Here is a 25,037-nt window from a genome sequence, read left to right on the forward strand (position 1 = left end):
TTGACTCTAGCCGAGCACCCCGTTACTTCTTGAACCGTGTTCAACGCCGCCACGTATCGCGCCACGCCGCGCGATCTCGCCCTCATCGCCGTCTTCACCGCCCTCACGGCGGTCCTGGCGATGCCCACGATCACGATCAGCGGGATCGCGCCCATCACCCTGCAGACCCTCGGGTTCATGCTCGCCGCGTCGCTGCTCGGCTTCCCGTGGGGCGGGGCGTCGGTGGCCCTGTACGTGCTGCTCATCGTCGTGGGCCTGCCGATCGGCGCGGGCGGCCGCGGCGGCGTGGCGGTGCTGACCGGGCCCACGGGCGGTTTCCTGATCGGCGGCATCATCGGCGCGCTGGTGACCGGCTGGCTCGTCGACACCTGGGGCCGCACCAACCCGCTGAAGGTGGGCCTCGCCAACATCATCGGGCTCGTGCTCGTGGTCTACGCGATCGGCCTGCCGTGGCTGGGCTGGCGCACCGGGTCGGGCCTGTTCGCCAAGCTCACGCTGGGCCTGCAGTTCGTGCCGGGCGATCTGATCAAGGTGGTCATCACGTCGCTGGTGGTGGTGATGGTCGCCCGGGCCTACCCGCCCATCGCGCGCAGGGGCGCCGCCGCATCGCAGAAGGTCGTCTCCGAGAAGAGAGCATGATCCGCCTCGACGACGTCCGTCACGCCTACGACGAACGTCCCGTCCTACGGGGCATCACCGTCGAACTGTCGGAGCGGCGGATCGGGATCATCGGCGCCAACGGCTCGGGCAAGTCGACACTCGCGCGCACCTTCAACGGCCTCGTCGTGCCCGATTCCGGCACCGTCGAGACGCTGGGCCTGGACGTGCGGAAGAAGGTGTCCGAGGTGCGGCGCCGCGTGGGCTTCATGTTCGCCGATGCCTCCGCCCAGATCGTCATGCCGACGCCGGCCGAGGACGTCGCGCTCTCGCTCCGCCCACCCGGGCGCGAGCGCCGACGGGGCTCGCGGAAGCGTTCCGAGGCGGCTGCGGCCGATGCGGAACGGGTCGCGCAGGTGCTCGAGGAGTTCGGCCTCGCCGACCACGCCGACGCGCCCGCTCAGCTGCTCAGCTCGGGACAGAAGCAGATGCTCGCCTTCGCGTCGGTGCTGGTCACGGACCCGGACATCCTGGTCTGCGACGAGCCGACGACGCTGCTCGACCTGCGCAACGTGCTCAAGGTCCGGGACCGGCTCGCTGCGTTGGAGCAGCAGGTCATCCTGCTCACGCACCATCTCGACATGCTCGACGACTTCGACCGCGTGCTGGTCATGGACGACGGTGCCCTCGTCTTCGACGGTCCGCCCGCCGAGGCGATCGCCTTCTACCGCGAGCTGGCGGCCCGCTGATGATCGGCAGCTACGTCCCGCGCGAGTCGTCTCTGCACCGCACGCCGGCCGCGGTGAAGCTGGTGGCCATGCTGGTGCTGGTCACCTTCCTGGCGGTCGTGCCGCGCCCGATCCCGCTCGCGGTGGCGGCGTGCGTGGTGGCCGCCCTCTTCCCGGTGGCACGCCTGCGCCCGGTGCACCTGTGGCGCGCGCTGCGCCCGGCCCTCCTCTTCGCCGTGGTGCTCACGGCCTTCTACCTGATCAGCCAGGGCGTGTCCGACGGTGCGCGCGCCGCCGTCGGGCCCGTCGGGCAGCTCGTCGTCGGCGTGCTGGCCGGCAATCTGCTGATCTTCACGACCCGCGCGAGCGACCTCGCCGCGCTCGCGGGGCGGGTCCTCGGTTGGCGCGTGGAGCTCCTCGTCGCGCTGACGATCCGCTCCATCCCGACGGTGATCGCCGTCGTCCGGCAGAGCCGCGAGGCGGCCTGGGCGCGCGGGCAGCGCGCCTCCCTCGTCCGCGTCCTCCCGACGGTGCTCGTGCGCCTGATCCGCGACGCGGACCTGCTCGGCGAAGCCCTCGCCGCCCGCGGGCTGTGACCGCGCTGCTCAGCGCAGCGGGTGGGTGAGGAGCAGCTCGCAGTTGCGGTCGGCCTCAGCGCCGAGGAGCTTGTCGTCGCGGTGGATGTCGTTGTAGGCCAGCTCGCGGTAGAGGCTGGCGAGGCCCCTCGCGCTGAGATCCGACGGGTTGGCCGTGGCCGGGCTCGCGGCCTCGATGAGCGGAGTGAACAGGCTGATCGTGCCGTCGCGGTTGTCGGCGACCTCGATGATCCGCGCGAGCTGTGGGAAGTCGACGTGGCTGGCGGTGTTGATCTCCCAGAAGCTCTGCTTCGGGGTGGGGCCGGTGTGCGCGATCATCTCGTTCTTGTGGGTGTGTCCGTTGACCCAGGCGATGACGTTCGGGTGCTCGATGAGTGTCTTCACGACCACGTCGCCCTGGTACTGCTTCTCGCCCGGTTCCTCGGGGTCGGGCAGCGTGGCCGTCATCGACTTCGACGTGTGGTGGCTGAAGACGATCACCAGCTGATCGGGGTGGGCTTTGAGCTGCGCGACGAGCCAGGCCAGCTGCTTCTCGCCGATGGTCCCCTCGGCGATGCCGAGGTTGTTGGTGGTGTCGAGGGCGATGCCGAGCACGCCGGGAGCGATCTGGAAGGTGTACCAGGTGGGGCCGTCCGGGCTGGAGAAACCGTGCCCGACGGGGCCGGGGCCGGTGATCGCGGGGTCGAAGTGCCGGCGCACGAACTCGCGTGGGCTGAACGGCGCCCGCTTCGGGTCGACGGTGACGGGGATGACCGGCCCGGAGAGCTTGAGCTTGGTGAGCATCGGCCCGATCTGCGACGGATCCGTCGTGAGGGCGCGGGCGATGGCGAGCGCCGCGGGATCGGTGTGCGGGATGTCCAGCTTGACCGGTGAGAGGTAGAGCCAGTCGGCGATGCCGTTGGGCAGGGTGCCGAGCAGGCTGTCGTCGTGGTTGCCGACGACGGCGTACCAGGGCATCCGCAGGCCGGGGCTGGTGTGCGCGCCGATCGCGGCGCGCAGGAAGCCGGGGATCTGCTGGAAACCCTTGTCCTTGTACATGTCCCAGTAGGGCGATTCGGGCTGCCAGTACAGCGCGGCGCCGTGGGCCTGGAGACCCTCGAAGCGATCGGGGGCGCCGGTGTTGGGCACGACGGTGCCGCCCGAGAGCACCGTCTGGAACCAGTTCAGCTCCGCCTGCTCACGATTGTCGGTGTTGTCGCCGGTGGTGATCACGCAGTCGAAGGCACGGCCGGTGAACGGGCCGGAGCCGATCGCGTTGATCCGCTCGACGAGCGAGACCGCGCCCTGCGTGGTCAGTGTCTCCTGGGGTCGGAAGGCCGGGGCCTGGAAGGGGTGGACGAACTCGAACCGGGCGGGGCTCTGCGCGTCGACGATGTGCATGTCCGTCAGCTGCACGAGGGAGGCGAGCGGGGCGCGCATCCCCTCGCGGGCGGCACCGGCGGTCGCGAGTTCCTGGCGCACGTACAGGGGCCAGCCGGCACCGTCGACCAGCGGGCGGTAGCCACCCGCGCGGGCCTGACCGGGCACGCTGACCCGCTCGAGCGTGGTGCCGCCGATCGTCGCGGTGGCCGTCGCACCGGGGAGGGCGTGCGCGACCCGGCCCGTGGCGGTCGCAGTGGCAGTGGCGAGCGCGGCGACGGCGCCCGCGCGGAGGAACCCGCGGCGTGTGGTCATGGGTAGAGACCCTAACCACCAACCCCATGAGACACATGAACAACACGCGTAACATCGTTAACAGGTGGGTGGCGTCCGGGTGCCGGGCACCCGGACGCCACCCGGCATCGCTACTTCGCCAGGTACTCGCCCAGCTGCTGGACGATGAGGTTCGCGCCGGTCGGGCCGAGCCCCAGGTACCAGATGTCGTCGTCCACGCGGAAGGCCTTGCCCTTCTGCACGCCGGTGAGCTGCTGCCAGCCCGGATTCGCCAGCGCCGCCGTCTCGCCGGTGTTCTCCGGCGTGCCGTAGCTGGAGTAGAAGATGTAGTCGCCGTCGGCCTGGGAGATGTTCTCCAGCGAGATCTCCGTGGCGAGCTCGTCGACGCCCTGGTTCCCCGCCCGCGGGAGGCCCGCGTCCTGCAGGATCACGCCGATCAACGACTTGTTGCCGTAGAGACGCAGCCGGTTCGGCATGAACCTGACCAGCGAGATGGTCGGCTTGGCGCCGGTGAACTTCGCGCTGAGCGCCTTCGCGTTGTCCGCGTACGAGTTCAGCGCGTCCTTGGCCTTCTGCTCCTCGCCGACGGCCGCGCCGATCAGGCGGAAGTTCTCCTTCCACGGGAAGCCGGGCCGGATGGAGAAGACGGTCGGTGCGATCGCCTTCAACTGGTCGTACTGCTTGTCCACGCGCAGCTGACTGCCCAGGATCAGGTCGGGCTTGAGCTTGGCGATGGCCTCGAGGTTGAGGGTGGTGTTCTTGCCGACGGTCTCGACGCCCTGCACCTTGTCGGCGAGGTAGGTCGGGACGGGGCTCGCGCCGTCGGTGGTGACCATGCCGACGGGTTTGATGCCCAGCGTGAGCACGGAGTCCAGTTCGCCGCTGTCGAGGACGACGATCCGCTCCGGCTTCTTCGGGATCTCGGTCACGCCGCGCGCGTGCTTGATCGTGCGCGGGAAGACACCGGGCGCGGTGTCGGTACCGAGCTTCGCGGTCTCGGCGTCCGCGGTGCCGAAGCGCTCGCCGCCGGTGGCGACCTCGGTGTTGCCCGAGTTCTTGGCGTCGTCGTTCGAGTTCGAGCAGGAGCTGATGCCGACGGTGGCGGCGAGGAGGACGACCGCGGGCGCGAGCCGGCGGGCGAGGGATCGTGTCATCACGCGCCGAAGCGTATCCCAAGCCTTAGGTGAGGCAAATCAAAGTTTCGTCGGGTAATGGCTGAGCCCCGCCGTGGGGGCGCGTCAGGTCAGCGACGAGATGGTCCGGTCGGAGGTCGTCGGGGAGAGCAGGTCGACGACGGGCAGTAGAGCGCGCAGCGCCGCGGGCGAGACCTCGACGGGCTGGTGCGTGACGGCCCGGACGATCCATCGGCCGGCCTCGTCGGGCTCGAGCGCCGAGGCCCCCGCGTACTCGGCCGTCGGCGCGATCATCTCCGTCCGGACCAGCGGGAAGTAGACGTTGGTCGCGTGCACTCCGGGATGCGGCCGCTCGGCGTTCAGGCTGCGGCCGAAGATCGCGAGCGCGCTCTTGGACGCGGCGTACGCCGAGAACTTCGGGAAGGTGTTGGCGAGCAGGCCCCAGGTGCAGACGTTGACGATCTGCCCGCGGCCGCGTTCGATCATCCCGGGCAGCACGCCCAGTGAGAGCTGCACGGCCGAGAAGTAGTTGAGGTTCATCGTGCGCTGGTAGTCGTGGAAGCGCTCGGTGGAATCGGCGATGGTCCGCCGGATCGAGTGGCCCGCGTTGTTGACCAGAACGTCGACCTCGCCGAGGTCGGTGAGCAGCCCGTCGATCGAGTCGCTATCGGTCAGGTCGCACACGCGGTACTCGCCGCCCGTGAGCGCGCACAGCTCCTCGAGCTCCTGCTCGCGCCGCGCGACCGCGATGACGTGCGCGCCGCGCTCGGCCAGTTGCAGCGCGGCCTCGCGGCCGATGCCGGCCGACGCGCCGGTGATGACGATGCGCAGGCCGCGGAGCGTGCGGCCCTTGCCGGACAGTGCGGCGTCGACGGACTCGGGCAGGAGGCTGCGGCGCTGCATCAGATCGCGCACCGAACGGGACAGGGACATGGTCACTTCCTCACGATCACGACGAACGGGCCCGTCTCGGTGACGGTGAATCGGGGGTCCTCGAAGAGCTTCTCGGGGAAGACGACGGTGTAGCGGCGCACGTTCGGGTCGTTCGGGTACACGTCCTCGGCCAGACGCAGCGAGAGGCCGTCGGCGGACCGTCGGAAGACGAAGGCGTCCGGGGCGCGCCAGGGCGTCTCGTCGAGCGCCTTGATCAGCTCGTCGGGCTTGTCTAGCTTCGCCCACGACTCGATCGCCGCCGACCGGGCGGTGAAGTGCGCCAGCGGGTTCGCGTAGTTCGACGTCAGGTTCTGGAAGCCCCAGTAGGGGTAGACCGCGAGGAAGCCGTAGTCGGCCGTGAGGACGACGGTGTCGGTCCGGGGCCTGCCGGTCGCGGACAGGATGGCGGCGTCCACGTCCTTGTACGAGGCCTCCGCGCCCGCGGGGCGGCGGTCGCCGCGCTGGCCGTCACCGTCGGTGTCCGAGTAGGCGACGGCGATCTCGCCGGCGAGCTGCGCGGGAATCGTCTGCGCCACACCGATCGCGGCCAGCACGCCGAGGACGACGCCCGCGTCGCGGTAGCGCGGGTAGCCGTCGCCGAGTGCGCCGACCATGGTCACGGCGCCGAGCGCGCCCGCGGCGGCGAGCAGGATGTGCAGCACCGGTTCGGTGCGGAAGCCGAGCAGGGTGGTGCCCGCGGGCGAGGCGACCATCGACAGCAGCGCCCACAGATAGGAGCCGGCTACGGCCAGCCCCAGCGCCTGGGCGGTCAGGGATCCGCGCGCCTTCACCAGGATCCAGCCGATGCCGATCAGCGCGAGGGCGCCGAGCAGCGAGAAGTGCAGCATCGGCAGCGACAGCACGGAGCCCTGCTCGGGCAGGTAGTGGAAGGCGGAGCCCTTCGAGTCGGTGCCGTCGCGCGCGACGCGCAGCAGGAACGGGCCGTAGGCGGGGAGGCCGATCGCGATCGCGATGACGCCCATGACCGCGACCCGGACGGGGTAGCGCCATTCGAACCGGCGCTCGCGCAGCCACGTGGCGGCCAGGGCGACGACGCCCATCAGGACCACCGCGAAGGCCGCGACGCCGAGGTACAGGGTGTAGAACCACACCGCGATACCGAGGTAGACGCCCACCAGGGCGAGCGCGCCGCGATGGCCGCGCAGGATCGCGTACCAGGCGACGATCAGCACCGGTGGCATGACGATCGCCACCGCCGCGCCGTAGGGCTCGGCGGAACCGTAGAGCAGCATCGCGACGGTGGTCGCGAGGGTCGCGGCGAGTGCTCGGGCGGGGCTGACGACGACCAGCCACAGCGCGAGTGCGACCGCGGCCGCGACGGCGAGGGAGATGATCGACCAGGGCTGGAAGGCCTCCCAGCCCGCCATGCCGGAGATCTTCGCGAAGCGGCCGCCCAGCCAGAACCAGCCGGGGGAGTACAGCGGCGGCATGTCGATGTAGGTCATGTCCGCCAGCCGCGGCGAGGACGTGAACCGGGTGAGGTACTCGGTGCGGAACTGCTGATCGACGGAGATCCCGCCCAGGTACAGCTTGGTGCCGCCGAGTGGCAGGCCCAGGGTGACGGTGACGAAGCCGGCCAGCGTCGCGAAAGAGAGCAGCCGAGCGACGCGGGCCTGCCAGGCCGGAACCGATCGCGACAGGAGCACCGCGCAGCCGGCGAGCACGGCGATCGCGACCACCTGGAAGACGGTCGCGAAGGCGCGCGTGACGTTGGAACTGCTGTACGCGGGCCACTCGACGGTGCTGATCGCGAACCACCCGACGACGCCGACCGCCGCCGCGAGGATCGCGGCGGCGGCGAGGTCGACGGCCAGGTCCCGGGCCCGGGGTGGTGCTGTCGGGGCGACGGTGCCGGTGCGCGTTCTTGTCACGCGGGCCAGCGTAGACGGTGGCGACGTGGCTCCACGCGATGCCTAGATGGGGAGCTTGCGGAAGATCGGCTGCGGGATGTTCTTGAGGCCGAAGCTGACGAAGCCCCACGGCGCGGGGGCGTAGACCAGCGACTTGCCCTTGATCGCGGCGTCGACGGCGAGCTTGCCGATGACGTCCTTGTCGATCGTCAGCGGGGCCTCCTTGACGTGCGCGGAGAACTTGGTGCGCACCATGCCCGGCCGGACCACGAGGACCGAGCCGCCGAAGGGCTCCAGCGCCTGGCCGAGGTTGAGGTAGAAGCCGTCGAAGCCGGCCTTCGAGGAGCCGTAGACGAAGTTGCTGCGCCGGGGGCGCAGGCCGGCGACCGAGCTCATGGCGATGATCTGGCCGTGGCCCTGCTCCTTGATCTTCTGGCCCAGGAGCACGCCGACGGAGACGGCGCCGGTGTAGTTGACCTGCGCGAGCAGGACGGCCTTGCGCTGGTTCTGCCACAGCTCCTCGGCGTCGAAATCGAGGGCGAAGGCCACGATCGCGACGTCGATGTCGCCGCCGGAGAAGGCGGCGTCGATCGTCTTCTCGTGACCGTCGAAGTCGGTGGCGTCGAAGTCGACGACCTCGACCGATGTCGCGCCGGCGGCCTCGACCTGGGCGACGGCCTGCTCGCGCAGCGGGTCGTTCGGCAGCGCGGCGAGCACGATGCGGCGGGTGCCCTTCGCGATGTACTCCTCGACGATCGACAGGCCGATCTCGGAGGTGCCGCCGAGCAGCAGGATGGACTGGGGGACGCCCACGGCGTTCTTCATGTTCTCTTCATTCCTTGCGGTCGTGAGGCTCAGGCGAGTTCGAGGCGGCGGCCCAGGTCGGAGATGAACACTCCGGTGGGGTCGATGCGCCGCCGCGTGGCGATCCACTGGTCGATCTGCGGGTACATGGCGTGGAAGCGCTCCGCGGTGGTGCGCGAGTCCTTCGCCGTGTACAGGCGGCCGCCCATGGCCATGATGCGCACGTCGAGCTCGTTGAGGAACTCGGCGAGGCCCCGCTTGACGGGGAAGTCGAGGCACACGTTCCAGCCCTTGAACGGGAAGCTCAGCGGCGCCTGGTTGCCGTCGCCGAAGAGCTTGATCACGTTGAGGAAGCTGACGTGTCCCGACGCCTGGATGTCCTCGATGAGCTTGATGAACTCGGGCTCGTTGCCGGTGGGCACGATGAACTGGTACTGGCAGAAGCCGCCTGTGCGGCCGTAGGCGTTGTTCCAGCCGCCGAAGACGTCGAGCATGTGGTAGAAGCCGGCGAGGTTCTTCACCTTGCCCGTACTCGGCGGCCCGGCGCGCCAGTAGGCCTCGCCCACCAGCGAGAAGTCGAACTTGTTCGCCAGCCCGTTGGGGAAGACGTTGGGGAAGCTGATCAGCGGCTTGTTGTTGAAGCTCAGCGGGTCCTTGCGGTACTTCTCCGGCAGCTCGTCGAGCGTGGCGAGGTTGCCCCGGGAGAACGTGCCGCGGCCCAGCTTCGGCGGTGCGCTGATCGCGTCGAACCAGCCGGACGCGTACTCGTAGCCGTCCTCGAAGCCGTCCTGCAGGTGCAGATCGATGGTCTCCTGCAGCGAGTTGGTGCGCTCGGTGTCGGCGATGAAGTAGGCGCTCTCGGTGCGCTTCATCTGGATCTTCGCGCGCAGGATGATGCCGGTCATGCCGACGCCGGCCACGGTGGCCCAGAACAACTCGCCGTCGGGATCGTCGGGCGATCCCGTCGGCGTGAGCGTGAGCACCTTGCCGGCGGCCGTGAGCAGCGTCATCTCGAGCACGTGGTTGCCGAACGAGCCCTGGCTGTGGTGGTTCTTGCCGTGGATGTCGTGCGCGATCGCGCCGCCGATCGTCACCTGGCGCGTGCCCGGGAGCACGGGCACCCACAGGCCGTAGGGCAGAGCCGCCTGCATGAGGGTGTCGAGATCGACGCCGGCGTCCACGTCGACGATCGCGCTCTCGGCGTCGATGTCGTGGATGGCGTTGAGCGGCGTCATGTCGATGGTCAGGCCGCCGGTGTTCTGCGCCGACTCGTTGTACGAGCGCCCCAGGCCGCGGGCGATCACGCCGCGTCGCAGGTAGGCGGGCTTATCGGCCTCGGCGTCGGCGACCACGGCCACCGCTCGAGCGATCTGGTCCACGTCGGGCGTGGACAGCACGTGACCCTCGATCGGCGTGGTGCGCGACCAGCCCACCAGCTTGCGCGTCGAGATGGGCAGATAGGGAAGAGTTGTCTCGGACATCGCCCATCAGATTACCGCGCTCAACCTGAGTCGATGCTGAGGTTGCGGAGGCTGTGACCTCGTCTTGGTCACACCGAGGGCGTGGTCCGCCTCCCCGGCTCGGTGGTCACGGACAGCACCGGCTTCGCTTCCGACGGTGCGCCGGGCTCACGCAGGTGCTCCCACATCGCGTCGACGAGCGGCTGCAGGAACAGAGTGCCCATCTGCCGCACCATCAGGCCGATCACCTGGTCCGATTCGGGTCGGTCGGTGGAGGCGAGGTGCGCGGCGCGCAGCCGGACGACCTCGCTGCGGCCGAGCTCGGTGAGCCGGATGAGGAGTTCGGAGCCGCTCGGGTCCAGGAAGGAACGGCGCAGGTAGTCCACGACGGCGGGATGCTGGGCCAGCATCTCCCGGACCGATGCGTCACGGGCGGCGGCGACCTCGGCCGGCGGTCCCTCGTCGGGCACGGCGGCGATGGCCCGGGCGTGGTACTCGACGATCTGCTCCTCGACCGCGCTGCGCAGGCCGTCCTTCGTCGTGAAGTGGTGCTGCACCAGGCCGACGGTGACCCCGGCGTGCGCGGCGACGGCCCGTAGCGAGACGGCGCTCGCCCCGTGCGCGGCGAAGAGTTCGAGCGCGGCGTTGCGGATCCGCGCCTTGGCGGTGAGGTCGTCGTTCGACGCGGGGAGGTCGGTCACGGTTGTCCCTTCATCTCCGCACGAGCGTAGCGGCGGAGGGTTGCGCTATACAGACGCATCGGTGACTATACAAATGTATTGCATCGCTGTTCGCGGAGAGAAGAGAAGCCCATGACCGCACTGTTCCCCGACTACCGCCCCGCCTGGGAGACCCCCGAGCACACCGAGCTGCGCAAGCACGCCGCGGAGTTCTTCCGCCGGGAGGCCACCCCGAATCAGGAGCGCTGGGCCGACCAGCACCAGGTGGATCGCGAGTTCTGGAACAAGGCCGGCGCGGCGGGGCTGCTCTGTACTGAGCTCCCCGAGGCCCTGGGCGGCGCGGGCGGCGACTTCGGGCACGACACCGTCGTGCTCGAGGAGCTCGTCTTCTCGGGCGACGGTGCCTTCGGCTACGGCGTGCACTCGACCATCTGCGCCCACTACATCGACGATTGCGGCACCGAGGAGCAGAAGCAGCGCTGGCTGCCGAAGGCGGCGTCCGGGGAGGCCGTCCTGGCGATCGCGATGACGGAGCCCGGCACCGGGTCCGATCTCCAGGCCGTGCGCACCACGGCGGTGCGCGAGGGCGACGAGTACGTGATCAACGGCTCGAAGACCTTCATCTCCAACGGCAGCCACTGCGACCTGCTGATCATCGTCGCGAAGACGGACCCGTCCCAGGGCGCGAAGGGCATCTCGCTCATCGTCGCGGAGACGAAGGACCTCCCCGGTTTCGAGCGGGGTCGCGTGCTCAAGAAGATCGGCCAGCACGGCCAGGACACGCGCGAGCTCTCCTTCACGGACATGCGCGTCCCGGCTGCGAACCTCCTCGGTGGTGTCGAGGGCCAGGGCTTCTATCAGCTGATGCGGCAGCTCCCGCGCGAGCGGCTGAGCATCGCCATCGGCGGCGTCGACGCCGCGGAGAAGGCGGTCGTCGAGGCCATCGCGTACACCAAGGAGCGCAAGGCCTTCGGCCGGCCGATCGCCGACTTCCAGAACAGCAAGTTCGTGCTCGCCGAGGCCAAGACGGAGGTCTTCGCGGGCCGCACGCTCATCGACCACTGCATCGGCCGCGCGATCGACGGCACGTTGGACGCGGCGACGGCGTCGATGGCGAAGCTGTGGGCGACCGACATGCAGTGCCGCGTGATCGACAGTGTGCTGCAGCTCTTCGGCGGTTACGGCTACATGATGGAGTACCCGATCGCCCAGCTGTACGCGGGCGCGAGGGTGCAGAAGATCTACGGCGGAACGAACGAGATCATGAAGGAGCTCATCGCCCGCGGGCTCTGAGGTCGCGGCGGATCCGTTCCATCGCCCGATGCTGGCGCAGGCGAACCGCGTCGGGCGTAATCCTCAGCAGGCCTGCGGTTTCCTCGATCGTGCGGCGCTCGATCACGCGCAGATGCAGCACCCGATACAGCTCGGGTGGCAACGCCGCCCGCAGGCGCGCGTCAGCCGCACGGGGCCTGACTTCCATGATCGCAAACGCTAGACACGCGTTCGCACGCGCACATCCACCGTTCGGTGGATGTGCGCTCCGCAGTTCGCCGGATCGCGGTACGTTGAAAGGGACTGAGACGGACACGTGATCCGAGGAGGTCCGATGAAAGATTCTTGGGCCGAGACCGTTGCCCGGGCCACCGAACTCCGACGCGAACTTCATCGCCGCCCCGAACTCGCCTGGGCGGAGCACACCACCGCCGAGGCCGTGCGTACGGAACTCGACGCGATCGGCGTGAGCTGGCGCGCCTGCGCGGGCACGGGCACCGTCGTCCGCCTGGCTCCGGCTGCGCCGGGGCGGCACATCGCAGTGCGCGCCGACCTCGACGCCATGCCGATCCGGGAGGCGACCGGCCTGCCCTACGCGTCCACCGTCGAGGGCGTCATGCACGCGTGCGGGCACGACGGCCACACCGCCGCACTGCTCGCCGCGGCGCGCTGGCTCCGTGCGCACGAGACCGTGCTCCCCGGGCCGGTCACGCTCCTGTTCCAGCCGGCTGAGGAGGGCGGGCACGGCGCGCGCGGGATGATCGACGACGGTGCGCTCGACGGCGTGGACGTCGTCTTCGGCTGGCACAACTGGCCCGGGCTGCCGCTCGGCCGGGCACTGTGTCCCGACGGCCCCGTGATGTCAGCGAACGGCACCTTCGAGGTCCGGCTGATCGGCAGCGGGGGCCACGCCTCGCAGCCCGAGGCCACCCGCGATCCGGTGCTCGCCGCCGCGGCCGTCGTCGTCGCCCTGCAGCAGATCGTGGCGCGCCGCACCTCCCCGCAGCAGGCGGCGGTCGTGGCCGTGACCTCGCTTCTCGCCGAGAGTGCCGCGACCGTCACCCCCGACGAGGCCTCGCTGGCGGGCAGTGTGCGCGCCGCCGACGACGATGCCCGGACCGCGGTCTTCTCCCTCATCGACGAGATCGCCGGGGCCACCGCCGCTGCCCACGGGGTGCGCGCCGAGGTGGTCACGACGGAGCGTTACGGCGCCACCGTCAACCACCCCGGTCCCGCAGCGGAACTGCGGAGGCGCCTGTCGACGGTGCTCGGTCCGGACTGGCCGACATCCGCCGCCGTGCCGGTCCTCGCCTCGGAGGACTTCAGCTACTACCTGCGGCGGATCCCGGGTGCCTTCGCGTTGCTCGGCTCCGGCACCGCCGCGCCGCTGCACAGCGCCGAATACGACTTCGACGATGCCCTGCTGGACCCCGCGGCGCGCCTGCTCGTGGCTCTGGCAGGTGCGCCGGAGCCGCCCTGATCACTGAGAGATGCACGGAACGAAAGGGATTCGCATGGACACTGCTGCCTTCGAGAACTGGGAATCGGAAGTTCGCGGCTATTGCCGGAACTTCCCCACCGTCTTCGCGTCCGCGTCCAACGCGCGACAGGTCGATGAGGCAGGGAAGAGCTACATCGACTTCTTCGCCGGCGCGGGCGTGCTCAACTTCGGGCACAACAACCCGGCGATGAAGCGTGCCATGATCGAGTTCATCGAGGCCGACGGCGTCGCGCACAGCCTGGACACCTACACCACCACCAAGCGCGACTTCCTGACCCGCTTCCACGACGTGATCCTCGCGCCGCGCGGCATGGATCATCGTATGCAGTTCACCGGTCCCACCGGCACGAACGCAGTGGAGGCGGCGCTCAAACTCGCGCGCCTGGCCACCGGCCGACGGGAAGTGGTGGCCTTCAGCCACGGCTTCCACGGCATGACGCTCGGCGCCCTGGCAGCGACGGCGAACGAGGCCTTCCGCCAGTGGGCCGGCGTCCCGCTGCGCGACGTGGTGCGGCTGCCCTTCGAGACCGCGCCCGGCGGCAAGACCGCCCTCGCGGATTACGCGGCGGCGCTGGCGGATCCGTCCAGCGGGCACACCGCGCCCGCGGCCTTCCTGGTGGAGGCGGTACAGGCGGAGGGCGGAGTCAACGTCGCGAGCGCCGACTGGCTGCACGCCGTCCAGGATCTCGCCCGGGAGACCGGCGCGCTGTTCATCATCGACGACATCCAGGCCGGATGCGGGCGCACCGGTAGCTATTTCAGCTTCGACGGGTACGGCCTCGACCCGGACATCATCACTCTCGCGAAAGGGCTCGGCGGCTTCGGCACACCGATCGCGATGAACCTGAACAAGCCCGCGGTCGACGCGCACTGGTCGCCCGGCGCGCACACCGGCACCTTCCGCGGGCAGGGCCTGTCGATGGTGGCGGGCACCGTCGCCCTCGACTACTTCGCCGACGACGAGCTGATGTCCGCTGTCGCGGCGAAGGGCGAGACGATGCGGGAGCGGCTCGCTGCGATCGCAGCGGCGCACCCGGATCGCGACTGGGAGGTGCGCGGCAAGGGCATGATGCAGGCCCTCGACACCGGCGACGGGGCCTTCGCGAAGGCCGTGCAGAAGGCCTGCTTCGACACCGGGCTCCTCATCGGGCCCTGCGGAAGCGGAGGTCGGGTACTCAAACTCATCCCGCCGCTGACGATCCCGGAGCAGGATCTCGCCGAGGGCCTGGATCTGCTCGACGCGGCGGTGACGGAGGTGGCGCGATGAAGCGACGCGACGACATGACCTTCCCACCCGAGGAGTACGAGCGGCGGCTCGGGGAACTGCGCGAGCGGATGGACAAGCGCGGGCTGGACGCGGTGGTGATCACGGATCCCGAGAATCTGATGTACCTCACGGACTACCAGACCACCGGCTACTCCTTCTTCCAGGCGCTCGTCGTCCCGCTCGATGACGAGCCGGTGATGATCACCCGCGCGATGGAGGAGTCCAATGTCATCGCGCGCACGTGGGTCGAGCGCACCCGCCCGTATCCCGATACGGGCGACGCGATCCAGGAGCTGGTGCTCACCCTCAAGGAGGGCGGGCTCGGCACCAAACGCGTGGGCTACGAGCGCAACAGCTACTTCTTCCCGGCCTACCAGCAGGACCGCGTGCACACCTCCTTCCAGCAGGGCGTGCTCATGGACTGTTTCGGCATCGTCGAGGCGGGCCGGGCGACGAAGTCGGAGGCGGAGATCGCGGTGATGCGCCGGGCCGCCCGGGCGGCCGAGGCGGGCATGGCGGCGGGGCTCGAGGCGGCGGTGCCGGGCAATACCGAGAACGACGTGGCGGCGGCGATCAGCGCTGCCATGTTCCGCGCCGGCGGTGAGTTCCCCGCCGTGATGCCCTACGTCGCATCCGGGCCGCGGTCGATGATCGGGCACGCGACGTGGGAGGGCCGCACGATAGAGCCGGGAGAGCACGTCTTCCTCGAGGTCGGCGGCTGCTACCGTCGCTACCACGCCGCACTCATGCGCACGGCGGTCAACGGCGAGCTCTCGCCCTCGATGCACGAGGCGCAGGAGCGGATGAAGCTCGCACTCTCCGAGCTGAAGTCCCTCATGCGCCCCGGCATGACGGTCTCCGACGCCGATTCCCTGGTGCGCCGCATCATCTCGGACAACACCGTCGGGGCGCGCCTGGTGACGCGCTCCGGATACTCGATCGGCATCGCCTTTCCGCCCTCCTGGGACGAGGGCTACATCCTCAGCCTCAATCCGGGTGACTTCACCGCGCTGGAGCCGGGGATGACCTTCCACGTGATCCCGTGGATGTGGGGCGTCGACGGGGACAAGACCGTCGGCATCTCGGACACGATCCGGATCACCGAGGACGGGTGCGAATCCTTCTTCACGCTGGACGAGGACTTCACCGTGCACGACGGCGGCCCCTCGGCCCCGGCCGCGGTGAACGGCGCCGTCGTCGGCGAAGGGCCGCACGAGGACACGACCGAGGCGGAGGTGCTGCCATGACGACGATGCTGACCGTGATCGACCCCTCGACGGGGGAACTCCTCCGCGAGGTGCCGGCCGCCGGCCCCGCCGAGATCGAGGCGACGCTCGAGCGGGCCGAGACGGCCTTCGGCGACTGGAGGCGGACGGAATTCGCGGAGCGGGCGCGGCTGTTGCGCGACGTCGGTGCCGAGCTGCGCAGGGGCATCGAGGATTACGCCTACGTGATGACCGAGGAGATGGGCAAACCCATCACCGAGGCACGGGGCGAGGTGATCAAGGCGGCGTGGGCCGCGGAGCACTACGCGGAGCACGGCGAGCAGTACCTCGCGCCCGACGTCGTCGAATCGGACGCCACGTCGAGCTACGTGCAGTACCTGCCGCTCGGGCCGGTGCTCGGCGTGCTGCCGTGGAACGCACCCTTCTGGCTGGCCTTCCGGTTCTGCGCTCCCGCGCTCATGGCGGGCAACACCTGCGTCATGAAGCACGACCCGCACGTGCCCGGCTGCGCCGCCGCGATCGCCGGGGCGTTCCGTGCCGTCGGTGCGCCCGACGGGGTGTTCGCCTCCCTCCCGGTGGCCACACCCGACGTCGAGGGGGTGATCCGCGATCGGCGCATCCGTGCGGTCTCGTTCACCGGTTCCGATCGCGCCGGCGCCGCGGTGGCGTCGGTGGCCGCGTCCGAGATCAAGCCCGCCGTACTGGAGCTCGGCGGCTCCGACCCGTCGATCGTGCTGGCGGACGCCGATATCGAGGCCGCCGCCGAGACGCTGGCGCTGTCCCGGATCATCAACGCCGGCCAGTCCTGCATCGCGGCGAAGCGCATCATCGTCGAGCGGCCGGTGCACGACGAGCTCGTCGAGGCGCTCCGCACTCGGCTCGCGGCGCTGCGGATGGGCGATCCACGGCACGACGACACGCAGGTGGGGCCGATCGCGCGCGCCGATCTGCGGGACGCGCTGCACCGCCAGGTGACGGAGACGGTGAACGCCGGCGCCACCTGCCTGCTCGGCGGCACGGTGCCCGACGTCCCGGGCTTCTACTACCCGCCGACCCTGCTCACCGGGGTGCGGCCGGGGATGGCGGCCTGCGCCGAGGAGACCTTCGGACCCGTCGCCGCGGTGATGACGGCCGTCGACGCGGAGCACGCCGTCGACCTGGCGAACGCGACGCAGTACGGCCTCGCCGCGAGCGTCTGGACGGAGACGGCGCGCGGCGAGGCCATGGCCCGCGAACTCGAAGCCGGGCAGGTCAGCGTCAACGGGATCGTCAAGACCGACCCGCGACTGCCCAGCGGCGGGATCAAGCGTTCCGGCTACGGCCGGGAACTCGGCCGTGCCGGCATCCACGAGTTCGTCAACGCCCAGCAGGTCTGGGTCGGCCCCAAGCGGGACTGACCTCGCGGCGGCTACTCGACAGTGACCGACTTCGCCAGGTTGCGGGGCCGGTCGATGTTGAGGCCCAGGCTGAGCGCGGCGTAGTAGGCCAGTAGCTGCGTCGGGATCATCAGCAGGATCGGATCCAGCTCCGGCTCGTTCTTCGGCACCGTGAGCGTCACCTTCGACTCGGGCAGTTCGACACCGGGATTGGTGATCGCCACGATGTCACCGCCACGCGCCGCGATCTCGTGCAGCGCACCGATGTTGCGGTCCAGCAGCTCGTCGTCGGGGACGATGGCGACGGTCGGCATCTCCGGGCTGATCAGCGCGAGCGGTCCGTGCTTGAGCTCGGACGCCTGGTAGGCCTCGGCGTGGCGGTAGCTGATCTCCTTGAACTTCTGCGCGCCCTCGCGGGCCGTCGGGTAGCCGCGCACTCGGCCGATGAAGAACAGGCTGGGCGCCTGCGCGAGGAGCTTCGCCGCCTCCTCGACGTCCCCGGGCTCGTTGATGATCTCGCCGATCTGCGCAGGCAGGGCCTTGAGTCCCTTGACGATCCGCGTACCGTCGGTGATCGAGAGGTCGCGGACACGGCCCAGAGCGAGCGCGAGCAGCGCGAAGCCGACCGCCATGTGCGTGTTGGCCTTGGTGGAGGCCACGGACACCTCGGGGCCGGCGTGCAGGTAGATGCCGCCCGAGACCTCGCGCGCGATGGTGGAGCCGACCACGTTGACCAGGCCGACGATGGTGCCGCCCTTGCGCTTGACCTCCTGGACCGCGAACGCGGTGTCGGCGGTCTCGCCGGACTGGCTCACCGCGACGTACAGGGTGTCTGGCTCGACGATGGGGTTGCGGTAGCGGAACTCGCTGGCGGGCTCGGCATCCGCGGGGATGCGGGCGAGCTCCTCGATGAGCGAGGCGCCCAGCTGGCCCATGTAGTAGGCGCTGCCGCAGCCCAGGATCTTGACCCGCTTGAACCGCCGCATGGCCTGCGCGTCCAGGTTCAGGCCGTCGAGGCGGGCGGTGGCGAAACGCTCGTCGAGCCGGCCGGAGAGCATGCGCTCCAGCGACTGCGGCTGCTCCGCGATCTCCTTGAGCATGAAGTGGCTGTGGTTGCCCAGCTCCAGCTCGTCGGGCGAGATGTCCACGGTGGTGGCGGACTTCGCGACCGCACGGGCATCGTCGGCGCTGAACATCCGGAAGCCGGACGCGGTGACGGTGGCGCACTCGCCGTCGTCCAGGTGGACCACCTGGCTGGTGTGCCGGACCACGGCGGAGATGTCGGAGGCGACGAACATCTCCTTGTCGCCCACTCCCAGGATCAGCGGGGAGCCGTTGCGCGCGACCACGATCCGGTCGGGGTGCGCGGTGTCGATCACTGCGAGCGCGTAGGTTCCGCTGAGCCGGTGCAGGGTCGCGCGGACCGCGTCCTCGAGGGTCTCGGCACCGCTGCGGGCGATCAGGTGCGCCACGGCCTCGGTGTCGGTGTCGGACGTGAGCTCCACACCCTCGGCCTCGAGCTCGATCCGCAGGTCGCGTGCGTTATCGATGATGCCGTTGTGCACCACGAAGATCCGCTCGTCGCCGTTGGCGTCGGGAGCGGACGTGTGCGGGTGGGCGTTGGCCTCCGACGGCGCGCCGTGCGTCGCCCACCGGGTGTGCCCGATGCCGGTCTTGCCGGCGAGGCGCTTCGGCAGCGCGGCCTCCAGGTCGCGCACGCGGCCGACGCTGCGGACGCGCTTGGCGCCCGACGGGCCGAGGACGGCGATACCCGCCGAGTCGTACCCGCGGTACTCGAGCTGGGTCAATCCGTCGACGAGGATGTCCACGGCCGTCTGGCCACCGATGTATCCGACGATTCCGCACATGCTGAGGCGGGCTCCTAGCTGTAGACGAGGCGGCGCAGCTGCCGCTCGGTGAGGTCCGGGGCGGCGACGAGCCGGCTGCTCAACTCGTCGGCGAGGGTCGCGAAGATCTCCGCGTTCTTGGCGCCGCGACCCTGGAGGTCACGGTGGCGACGGCGGACGAACTCCTCGACCGGTTCCCGGTAGTACGCCGTGACGTCGTCGATGACACGCACGGCCTCGGCGGCGGAGAGCCCCGTGGTCCGCGCGATGTGATCCACGAGATCGCTGTCCGGCACGATGTCGATCTTGCGGGCCCGACGGTGTGCTGTCAATTATCTGCCCGGTTTCGGGCAGAAATGAGACCGAATCGTCTCAACGATGGCTGCAAGCGGGCATCATGACAAGAATGCTTGACACGATATGTCAAGGCTGCTTGACTTCGTGGTGTGGACGAGAACCCGGTGCGAGTGCGACGGCGCGCTCAGCGGATCACCCAGGCCGATCTGGCCGCTGCGGTCGGTGTGAGCCGGCAGACGGTCGTCTCGGTCGAGAAGGGCGACTACGCCCCCAGCGTGTATCTCGCGCTGAAGATCGCCAGGGCGCTCGAGTCCACCGTCGAAGAGCTGTTCCCGTTACCGGAGGAGGAGAACCATGGCGCCCTTGACCCGCGCTGAGCAGTACATTCTGGCACCGTCGGACCCCGCCTGGGGCGACGAACGCAATCGCGACGAGTACTACCGGGCCTCGTCGGTGGGTTTCTTCTGGGCCACCTACGCCTTCTTGGCGGTCGCGGTTCTCGCGGCGCTGCAGGGGGCGATCGCTGCGGCGATCGTCGCGGCCCTGGCCCCCGGTCTCATCCAGATGGGTTCGGTGCAGCGCTACTGCGCGCGGCACGGCGTGGCCTACTACTCGATCGCGGCGGCGTTCAACACGGGCCGGCGGCGGATCGTCGGTCTCGTGACGCTGGTGCCGCTCTACCTGGCGCTGGCCGTGATCCTCGCCGCGAAGCTCGGCGTCCTCGAGGGTGATGCGGCCACTCTGGCGGGCGGCGTCGTGGGCGCGATCTGCGGCGCGGGCGCGGCGTGGGCCGCCTATCTGATCGGCAAGCGGCAGCACGAAGATCCGTCGGAGCCGGACGACGTATTCGAATGACGAAGGATCTCTGAAGTACGCTATGACCTCGTGACCACCTCCGAAGCGGCCGATCGGGAACACCTCGATCTCAAGACCCAGCTGATCCGTTTCGTGCTGACGGGTGGTTTCTCGGCGGTCGTGGACTTCGGGCTGACGCTGCTGCTGGGTAAGTTCCTCGGTCTCGACGAGGCGCTCGCCAAGACGATCGGCTTCGTCTGCGGCACCACCACCGCATACCTGCTCAACCGGCGATGGACCTTCCGGGCCGAGCCCTCCACCAAGCGACTGATCGCCGTGTGGGCGCTCTACATCGCCATGTACGGCGTGCAGCTCGGTCTCTACATGGCCTTCTACACGCTCTTCCCGCCGCCCGAGGACGGGATCGGCAGCTACGTCAACCGGCTCGTCGCCTTCGTGATCGCCCAGGGAACGGCGACGGTCGTCAACTTCATCGTGCAGCGCACGGTGATCTTCCGCTTGATGTGAGGCGCGCGGCTCCCTGGGCGCTCGCGCTCGCCGGCGTCCTGCTCTCGCTGTGGCACGGCGGCCGCCCGTCGGTGTGGTTCGACGAACTCGCCACCGCGTCCGCGATCGACCGCTCGCCCGGCGAGCTGTGGCACCTCCTGACCAACATCGACGCCGTGCACGGCCTCTACTACTGGGCCGTCCGCACCTTCTCCCTGGTGTTCGGTCTCGACCAGACCGCGCTGCGGGCGTTCTCCGCGCTCGGCGTCGGTGCGGCGGTCGCGGCCTGTCACGTCCTCGCACGACGGCTCGGCGGCGAGAGCTTCGCGCTGGTCGCGGGCGTGGTCGCGCTGATCCTGCCGCGAATCACCTGGGCGGGCGTCGAGGCGCGGTCCTACGCGTGGGTGATCGCCTCCGCGGCGCTCGTACTCATCGCGGCGCACCGCGCCGCCGAGACCGCACTCGCGACGGCACCGTCGGGCGTGCGGACCGTGCGGCGGGCCTGGATCGCCTACGGCTCGGCGCTGCTGCTCGCGACGGTGCTCTTCCTCTACTCCGCGACCCTCGTCCTGGCGGTGGCAGTCGCGTTCGCGCTGGATCCGCGGACCCGCACGCGCGCCGTGCTGCGGCCGGCACTGATCGTCTCGGCGTCCGCGATCGCCCTCGCGAGCCCCGTCGCGATCCTCGCCGCGACGCAGCGGGACCAGGTCTCATGGCTGCAGTGGCCGGGCTGGCGGATCTTCCAGAACGTCCTGGTCGATCAGTGGTTCGACCACTCGTGCGCCTTCGCGGTGGCGGCGTGGCTCGTCCTCGCGGTCGCCGCGGTGCTGTGGTGGCGGGGCGGCGTCCCGTCGGACCTACTTCCTGCGCTCCGGTACGGCGCGGCCGGGGCGCTGGTGCCGCTCGCGGCGATCCTGCTGGTCTCGCCCGTGGTCCCGTCGTACGTGGGGCGGTACGTGAGCTTCACGGTGCCCGGGGTGGTGCTGGTGCTCGCCGCAGCGGTGACGACGGTGGCGCGGGCACTGCCGCGCCCGCGGCTCGCCGGCGCGGCGCTCCTGACGGCGCTGACGGTGGCGGCGATACCGGGCTACCTGTGGCAGCACAGCCCGCTCTCGAAGCCGGGCGGCAGCGACTTCAGCTACGCGGCGCGGTACATCCGCGACAACGCTCGCCCCGGCGACTGCGTCTTCTTCCAGGTGCAGCCGAGCTGGGCGTGGCCCTCGCTGCGGATCGCGCACGACGGACTTCCCGGGATGTTCGACGGCCTGCGGGACATGGGCAACGACGGTGACCGCCGGACCGAGGGCAAGCTCTGGGACAAGGAGAAGGGCGTGAACCAGTGGGCGTCGTGGGCGGCCGACGAGTGCACCGCCGCCTGGGTGCTCACCGACGCCGACCGCGCCGAGGAGGACTTCCGGCAGGAGAACGGGAATCTGTGGTGGACCTTCCGCCCGTCCCGGTTCATGGGCTCCGACATGCAGGTCTCCCTGGACTACGGCGGCCTCGCGGTGGTGCACCAGGAGCAGTTCCACATCCTCCAGGTGGTGCGTTTGCAGCAGCCCCCGCCGGCGGTCGGGCCGGACCCGCAGCCGCTCCCTCACACGGTGCATACCTACTGGTGAAAGCCGCGACCGAACAATTCGTTAGGCACATATACCACTTTGTCGGTCGTGTCCACCCTTGTCCGGTGTGAGATATCCATGCTTGCCCGCGGGGGCACCCTTCGCGACGATCGTTACGCACAGGTAACGATCGAGGGGAGAGCGTCGTGGTGTCAGTCGGGATCGTCGGAGGAGGTGCCGCTGCCGTGAGCCTGCTGCGGCAGCTCCCGGTGAGCGACGATCTGTCCGTCTCCGTGTACGCCGACCGGGTCATCGGCCCCGGCCGCGCCTACGCCGAGGAGTCCGATTCGGCCCTGCTCAACCGGCAGGCCTTCGCGATGTCGATCTCCGCGGAGGCCCCGGACGAGTTCGTGGACTGGTGCCGCAGTAACCATCCGGAGCTGCTCCTCGACGGCGGCCACAGCTTCGTCCCGCGCTGGGCCTACGGCCGCTACCTGCGGCAGTGCACCCAGGCCCGCGCTCTGGACTTCGGCGACTCGCTGACCCGGATCACCGGCCGCGTCACCGACGCGGCGCGCGAGGGTGACGTCTGGCGTCTCGTGGTCCACCGCCCCGGATTCCCGCCCGAGACCTACCGGCACGACATCGTCGTGCTCGCGCTCGGGTCGAGCCCGCCCGCCGACCCGTACCGGCTCGAGGGCACCGAGCACTACACGCAGGATCCGTACCCCGTCGACGACTGGCTGCCGAACGTGCTGGCCGGCCGGAGCGCCGCCGTGATCGGGACCGGGCTCAGCGCGATCGACGTCGCGCTGGCCGTCCGCTCCCGCAACTGGACCGGGCACCTCCTGATGGCCTCCCGGCAGGGCATCCTCCCCGACGTGCGCAGTGATCTCGAGCCGCTCGACTTCGATCCCGACGTCGGTGCTCTCATCCGGCGTGTGCAGCTGAGGCACGGCGGCCTCGAGTGGGAGGACGTGGTGAACATCGTCGACTACCTCGCGGTGGGTGAGGGGTTGCGGCGATCCGAGGTGCGGGCGGCGTTCCAGGCGATCTCGGAGCCCGCCGGCCCGCGGCTCGCGGGATTCTCCGGCAGGGCGGCGTCGATCGCGCCCGAGGTGCAGCGCCTCGTGATCTGCGTGGCGCAGTACTACGCCAACGACCTGTGGTCGGCGATGACCCGGTCGGCGCGTTCCGCCATGGTCGCGACGGTGCACGCCCCTTTCCAGGCTCTCGCCAATCCGCTGCCGGCGCGGAGCGCGCAGGTGCTCGGGTCCATGGTGGTCGACGGTTCGCTGACCGTGCGGCACGGCGTCCGCGACGTCGCCCCGTCGTCCTCCGGGTTGGTGGTCAGCAGCGCGGACGGCGACGAGGCCGTGGAGCACGTGGTGAACGCGACGCGCACGCCGGCGGGCGCACCGTCGGGCGCGGCGGCGAGCCTGGTCTCCTCGCTCGTCTACGCGGGTACCGCGCGGCGCAACCCGTACGGCGGGCTGCGGATCAACGTGAACGACAACTCGATCGTGGGCCGCGACGGTGCCTCGGTGCCAGGTCTGTACGCGCTCGGCGAGATCGCCTCGGGGGACCTGTACTACATCAGCAGCATCGCCAAGATCCGCCGCCGGGCCCGCGCGGTGGCGCGGTCGATCGCGGAGCGGGCGACCCCTGTCGCGCAGCCCGAGCCCTTGCGGGTGGTGGCCGGTGGCTGAGGCGAGCACGGTCGCGGAGCGACGGGAGGCGGCCGTGATCATGCCCGGCAGGTGGACCACGGTGATGCTGCTGGTCGCGGTCACCGCGCCGCAGCTGGGACTGAGCCTGCTGAACCCGTCGACGCCGCAGATGGCGATCGATCTGCACACCAGCGTCTCCGCGGTCCAGCTCACGCTGTCCTGCTACATGGCCGGCTACGCGGTCTCGATGTTCGCTGCGGGCGTTCTGGCCGACCGGTACGACGCGCGGGCACTGCAGGCGCTGGGGCTCGTCCTCTTCGCCCTCGGCGGTGTCCTCGCCGCCGCGGCGCCGACGGTGGCGGTGCTCGGCGTGGCGCGGTTCGTGCAGGCGGTGGGCGGTACCTCGGCGACTGTGCTGTGCCGCTTGGTGATCCAGCGTCGGTACCCGGCCGACGCCCGGATGCACCTGCTCACCTCACTGTCGATCGTGATCGCCGCGACGCCCGCGCTCTCGCCCTTCTTCGGCTCGGCGCTCGTACAGGTCGCGCCGTGGCGGGCGCTGTTCCTCGGCCTGGCCGCGGTCGGCCTGGTCCTCGCGCTCGCCTTCCTCCGGCTGGTACCCAGCGCCTCCCCGTCGACGCCCGTCGCCCCCTCGCCCCGTGCCATCGGGCGCGGAGTGGCGGAAGCGCTGTCGCGTCGGGGATTCCATCGTCACGCCGTGGTGATCTCGCTGGCCTGGATGGGCTACTTCCTGTTCATCGAGCAGTCCGCGTTCATCCTGCAGGAGCTGCACGGCGCCACGGAGATCCAGTACGGACTGCTGCTCATCGTCCCCGCGCTCGGGTACATCGCCGGGAGTGTCGTGATCCGCCGGGCCGCCGAGGCACGGACCGCGGTGCGGGCGTGCACGATCGGCTCGGCGCTGGGTGGGGCCGCCCTCGTTGCGCTCGCCGCGACCGGGGTCCCGACCGCCGCCGCGGTCGTGGTGCCGCTCGCGATCGGGTTCCTCGGGGTCGGTGCGTCGATCCCCTTCGCGCAGGCGGGCCTGCTGGAGTTGGACCTCAAGGCCCAGGGCGTCGGCGCCGGCCTGTTCTTCTTCCTCCAGATGGGCGCCGGGGCCGTCTACTCCGTGCTGATCGAGGCGCTGCACCTGAGGTCCGCGCTCAGCACGTCGGTCGCGATCGGCCTGCCCCTGCTCGTCCTCTGTGCGGTCGTGTGGGGGACGACCCGACGCACCGGCTGAGAGGGCCGGCCAGCTCCGA

24 protein-coding genes are annotated in these 25,037 nt (G+C 70.2%); 14 read left to right on the forward strand and 10 right to left on the reverse strand.

The window, feature by feature from the left end; all coding sequences use genetic code 11:
* The first annotated feature begins 36 nt into the window (after positions 1-36).
* From FK268_RS09870 to FK268_RS09880, 3 genes are read left to right on the forward strand one after another with little or no spacing between them, the layout of a single operon-like run.
* A complete protein-coding gene (locus FK268_RS09870; protein WP_193560265.1) occupies positions 37-639 on the forward strand; it encodes a biotin transporter BioY in 603 nt (200 codons plus the stop codon).
* The gene (locus FK268_RS09875; RefSeq protein WP_146433575.1) at positions 636-1,346 is read left to right on the forward strand and encodes an energy-coupling factor ABC transporter ATP-binding protein; all 711 of its coding nucleotides are present in this window, start codon (positions 636-638) and stop codon (positions 1,344-1,346) included. Before FK268_RS09870 ends, FK268_RS09875 begins: the two co-directional genes overlap by 4 nt.
* Complete coding sequence (locus FK268_RS09880; protein WP_146433576.1) at positions 1,346-1,921, forward strand: energy-coupling factor transporter transmembrane component T family protein; 576 nt, start codon at positions 1,346-1,348, stop codon at positions 1,919-1,921. The genes FK268_RS09875 and FK268_RS09880 overlap by 1 nt, the downstream gene beginning before the upstream one ends.
* A gap of 9 nt (positions 1,922-1,930) precedes the next feature.
* Here the strand turns inward: FK268_RS09880 and FK268_RS09885 are convergent, their stop codons facing one another.
* The 7 genes from FK268_RS09885 to FK268_RS09915 all read right to left on the reverse strand — a co-directional run bounded on the left by FK268_RS09885 (position 1,931) and on the right by FK268_RS09915 (position 10,476).
* Entirely contained in the window at positions 1,931-3,595 is a 1,665-nt protein-coding gene (locus tag FK268_RS09885; protein ID WP_146433578.1) for a TIGR03767 family metallophosphoesterase, read from the reverse strand.
* Positions 3,596-3,705: 110 nt separating this feature from the next.
* Positions 3,706-4,728 carry an ABC transporter substrate-binding protein gene (locus FK268_RS09890; protein ID WP_146434506.1) on the reverse strand — a complete coding sequence of 341 codons (1,023 nt, stop codon included), beginning with the start codon at positions 4,726-4,728 and terminating at the stop codon, positions 3,706-3,708.
* 84 nt (positions 4,729-4,812) lie between these two features.
* On the reverse strand, positions 4,813-5,640 hold the full coding sequence (locus FK268_RS09895; protein ID WP_146433580.1) for an SDR family NAD(P)-dependent oxidoreductase: 828 nt from the start codon (positions 5,638-5,640) through the stop codon (positions 4,813-4,815).
* 2 nt (positions 5,641-5,642) lie between these two features.
* Positions 5,643-7,532 carry an arabinofuranosyltransferase gene (locus FK268_RS09900; RefSeq protein WP_146433582.1) on the reverse strand — a complete coding sequence of 630 codons (1,890 nt, stop codon included), beginning with the start codon at positions 7,530-7,532 and terminating at the stop codon, positions 5,643-5,645.
* 42 nt (positions 7,533-7,574) lie between these two features.
* Positions 7,575-8,336 (reverse strand): decaprenylphospho-beta-D-erythro-pentofuranosid-2-ulose 2-reductase, encoded by a 762-nt coding sequence (gene dprE2, locus FK268_RS09905; RefSeq protein WP_146433584.1) that lies wholly within the window; start codon positions 8,334-8,336, stop codon positions 7,575-7,577.
* A gap of 29 nt (positions 8,337-8,365) precedes the next feature.
* Positions 8,366-9,796: a decaprenylphosphoryl-beta-D-ribose oxidase gene (dprE1, locus tag FK268_RS09910; protein ID WP_146433586.1), complete on the reverse strand. Its 1,431-nt coding sequence runs from the start codon at positions 9,794-9,796 to the stop codon at positions 8,366-8,368.
* 68 nt (positions 9,797-9,864) lie between these two features.
* On the reverse strand, positions 9,865-10,476 hold the full coding sequence (locus FK268_RS09915; RefSeq protein WP_146433588.1) for a TetR/AcrR family transcriptional regulator: 612 nt from the start codon (positions 10,474-10,476) through the stop codon (positions 9,865-9,867).
* Positions 10,477-10,587: 111 nt separating this feature from the next.
* Here FK268_RS09915 and FK268_RS09920 point away from each other — a divergent pair, with 111 nt between their 5' ends.
* Entirely contained in the window at positions 10,588-11,748 is a 1,161-nt protein-coding gene (locus FK268_RS09920) for an acyl-CoA dehydrogenase family protein (protein ID WP_146433590.1), read from the forward strand.
* On the opposite strand, the gene FK268_RS24185 is transcribed toward FK268_RS09920, so the two are convergent.
* Positions 11,729-11,935, reverse strand: a complete 207-nt coding sequence (locus tag FK268_RS24185) for a sigma factor-like helix-turn-helix DNA-binding protein (protein ID WP_158636083.1) — start codon at positions 11,933-11,935, stop codon at positions 11,729-11,731. The two genes, FK268_RS09920 and FK268_RS24185, sit on opposite strands and share 20 nt — an antisense overlap.
* 126 nt (positions 11,936-12,061) lie before the next feature.
* Here FK268_RS24185 and doeB2 point away from each other — a divergent pair, with 126 nt between their 5' ends.
* Genes doeB2 through FK268_RS09945 form a run of 4 tightly spaced genes read left to right on the forward strand, consistent with a single transcriptional unit; the run spans position 12,062 to position 17,118 of the window.
* On the forward strand, positions 12,062-13,207 hold the full coding sequence (gene doeB2 / locus FK268_RS09930; RefSeq protein WP_146433594.1) for a N(2)-acetyl-L-2,4-diaminobutanoate deacetylase DoeB2: 1,146 nt from the start codon (positions 12,062-12,064) through the stop codon (positions 13,205-13,207).
* Between the two features lie 34 nt (positions 13,208-13,241).
* On the forward strand, positions 13,242-14,495 hold the full coding sequence (locus FK268_RS09935; protein ID WP_146433596.1) for an aspartate aminotransferase family protein: 1,254 nt from the start codon (positions 13,242-13,244) through the stop codon (positions 14,493-14,495).
* On the forward strand, positions 14,492-15,742 hold the full coding sequence (doeA, locus tag FK268_RS09940; protein ID WP_231707014.1) for an ectoine hydrolase: 1,251 nt from the start codon (positions 14,492-14,494) through the stop codon (positions 15,740-15,742). The genes FK268_RS09935 and doeA overlap by 4 nt, the downstream gene beginning before the upstream one ends.
* Positions 15,739-17,118, forward strand: coding sequence for an NAD-dependent succinate-semialdehyde dehydrogenase (locus FK268_RS09945; RefSeq protein ID WP_146433598.1), 1,380 nt, complete (start codon positions 15,739-15,741; stop codon positions 17,116-17,118). The genes doeA and FK268_RS09945 overlap by 4 nt, the downstream gene beginning before the upstream one ends.
* Before the next feature lie 11 nt (positions 17,119-17,129).
* Here FK268_RS09945 and glmS read toward each other — a convergent pair whose 3' ends face one another.
* Both glmS and FK268_RS09955 read right to left on the reverse strand, forming a co-directional pair.
* A complete protein-coding gene (gene glmS / locus FK268_RS09950) occupies positions 17,130-18,965 on the reverse strand; it encodes a glutamine--fructose-6-phosphate transaminase (isomerizing) (protein WP_146433600.1) in 1,836 nt (611 codons plus the stop codon).
* 14 nt (positions 18,966-18,979) lie between these two features.
* Positions 18,980-19,240, reverse strand: a complete 261-nt coding sequence (locus tag FK268_RS09955; RefSeq protein WP_146433602.1) for a hypothetical protein — start codon at positions 19,238-19,240, stop codon at positions 18,980-18,982.
* 150 nt (positions 19,241-19,390) lie between these two features.
* Here FK268_RS09955 and FK268_RS09960 point away from each other — a divergent pair, with 150 nt between their 5' ends.
* The 6 genes from FK268_RS09960 to FK268_RS09985 all read left to right on the forward strand — a co-directional run bounded on the left by FK268_RS09960 (position 19,391) and on the right by FK268_RS09985 (position 25,018).
* On the forward strand, positions 19,391-19,618 hold the full coding sequence (locus FK268_RS09960; protein WP_146433604.1) for a helix-turn-helix transcriptional regulator: 228 nt from the start codon (positions 19,391-19,393) through the stop codon (positions 19,616-19,618).
* Entirely contained in the window at positions 19,596-20,096 is a 501-nt protein-coding gene (locus tag FK268_RS09965) for a hypothetical protein (protein ID WP_146433606.1), read from the forward strand. Before FK268_RS09960 ends, FK268_RS09965 begins: the two co-directional genes overlap by 23 nt.
* A gap of 30 nt (positions 20,097-20,126) precedes the next feature.
* Complete coding sequence (locus tag FK268_RS09970; RefSeq protein ID WP_146433608.1) at positions 20,127-20,564, forward strand: GtrA family protein; 438 nt, start codon at positions 20,127-20,129, stop codon at positions 20,562-20,564.
* Positions 20,561-22,165 carry a glycosyltransferase family 39 protein gene (locus FK268_RS09975; RefSeq protein ID WP_146433610.1) on the forward strand — a complete coding sequence of 535 codons (1,605 nt, stop codon included), beginning with the start codon at positions 20,561-20,563 and terminating at the stop codon, positions 22,163-22,165. The genes FK268_RS09970 and FK268_RS09975 overlap by 4 nt, the downstream gene beginning before the upstream one ends.
* Positions 22,166-22,314: 149 nt before the next feature.
* On the forward strand, positions 22,315-23,814 hold the full coding sequence (locus tag FK268_RS09980) for an FAD/NAD(P)-binding protein (RefSeq protein WP_269434226.1): 1,500 nt from the start codon (positions 22,315-22,317) through the stop codon (positions 23,812-23,814).
* Positions 23,807-25,018: an MFS transporter gene (locus tag FK268_RS09985; RefSeq protein ID WP_146433614.1), complete on the forward strand. Its 1,212-nt coding sequence runs from the start codon at positions 23,807-23,809 to the stop codon at positions 25,016-25,018. The genes FK268_RS09980 and FK268_RS09985 overlap by 8 nt, the downstream gene beginning before the upstream one ends.
* The last annotated feature ends 19 nt before the right edge of the window (positions 25,019-25,037 follow it).

The organism is Tsukamurella sputi (assembly GCF_007858445.1).
In the GTDB taxonomy this organism is placed as follows: domain Bacteria; phylum Actinomycetota; class Actinomycetes; order Mycobacteriales; family Mycobacteriaceae; genus Tsukamurella; species Tsukamurella sputi.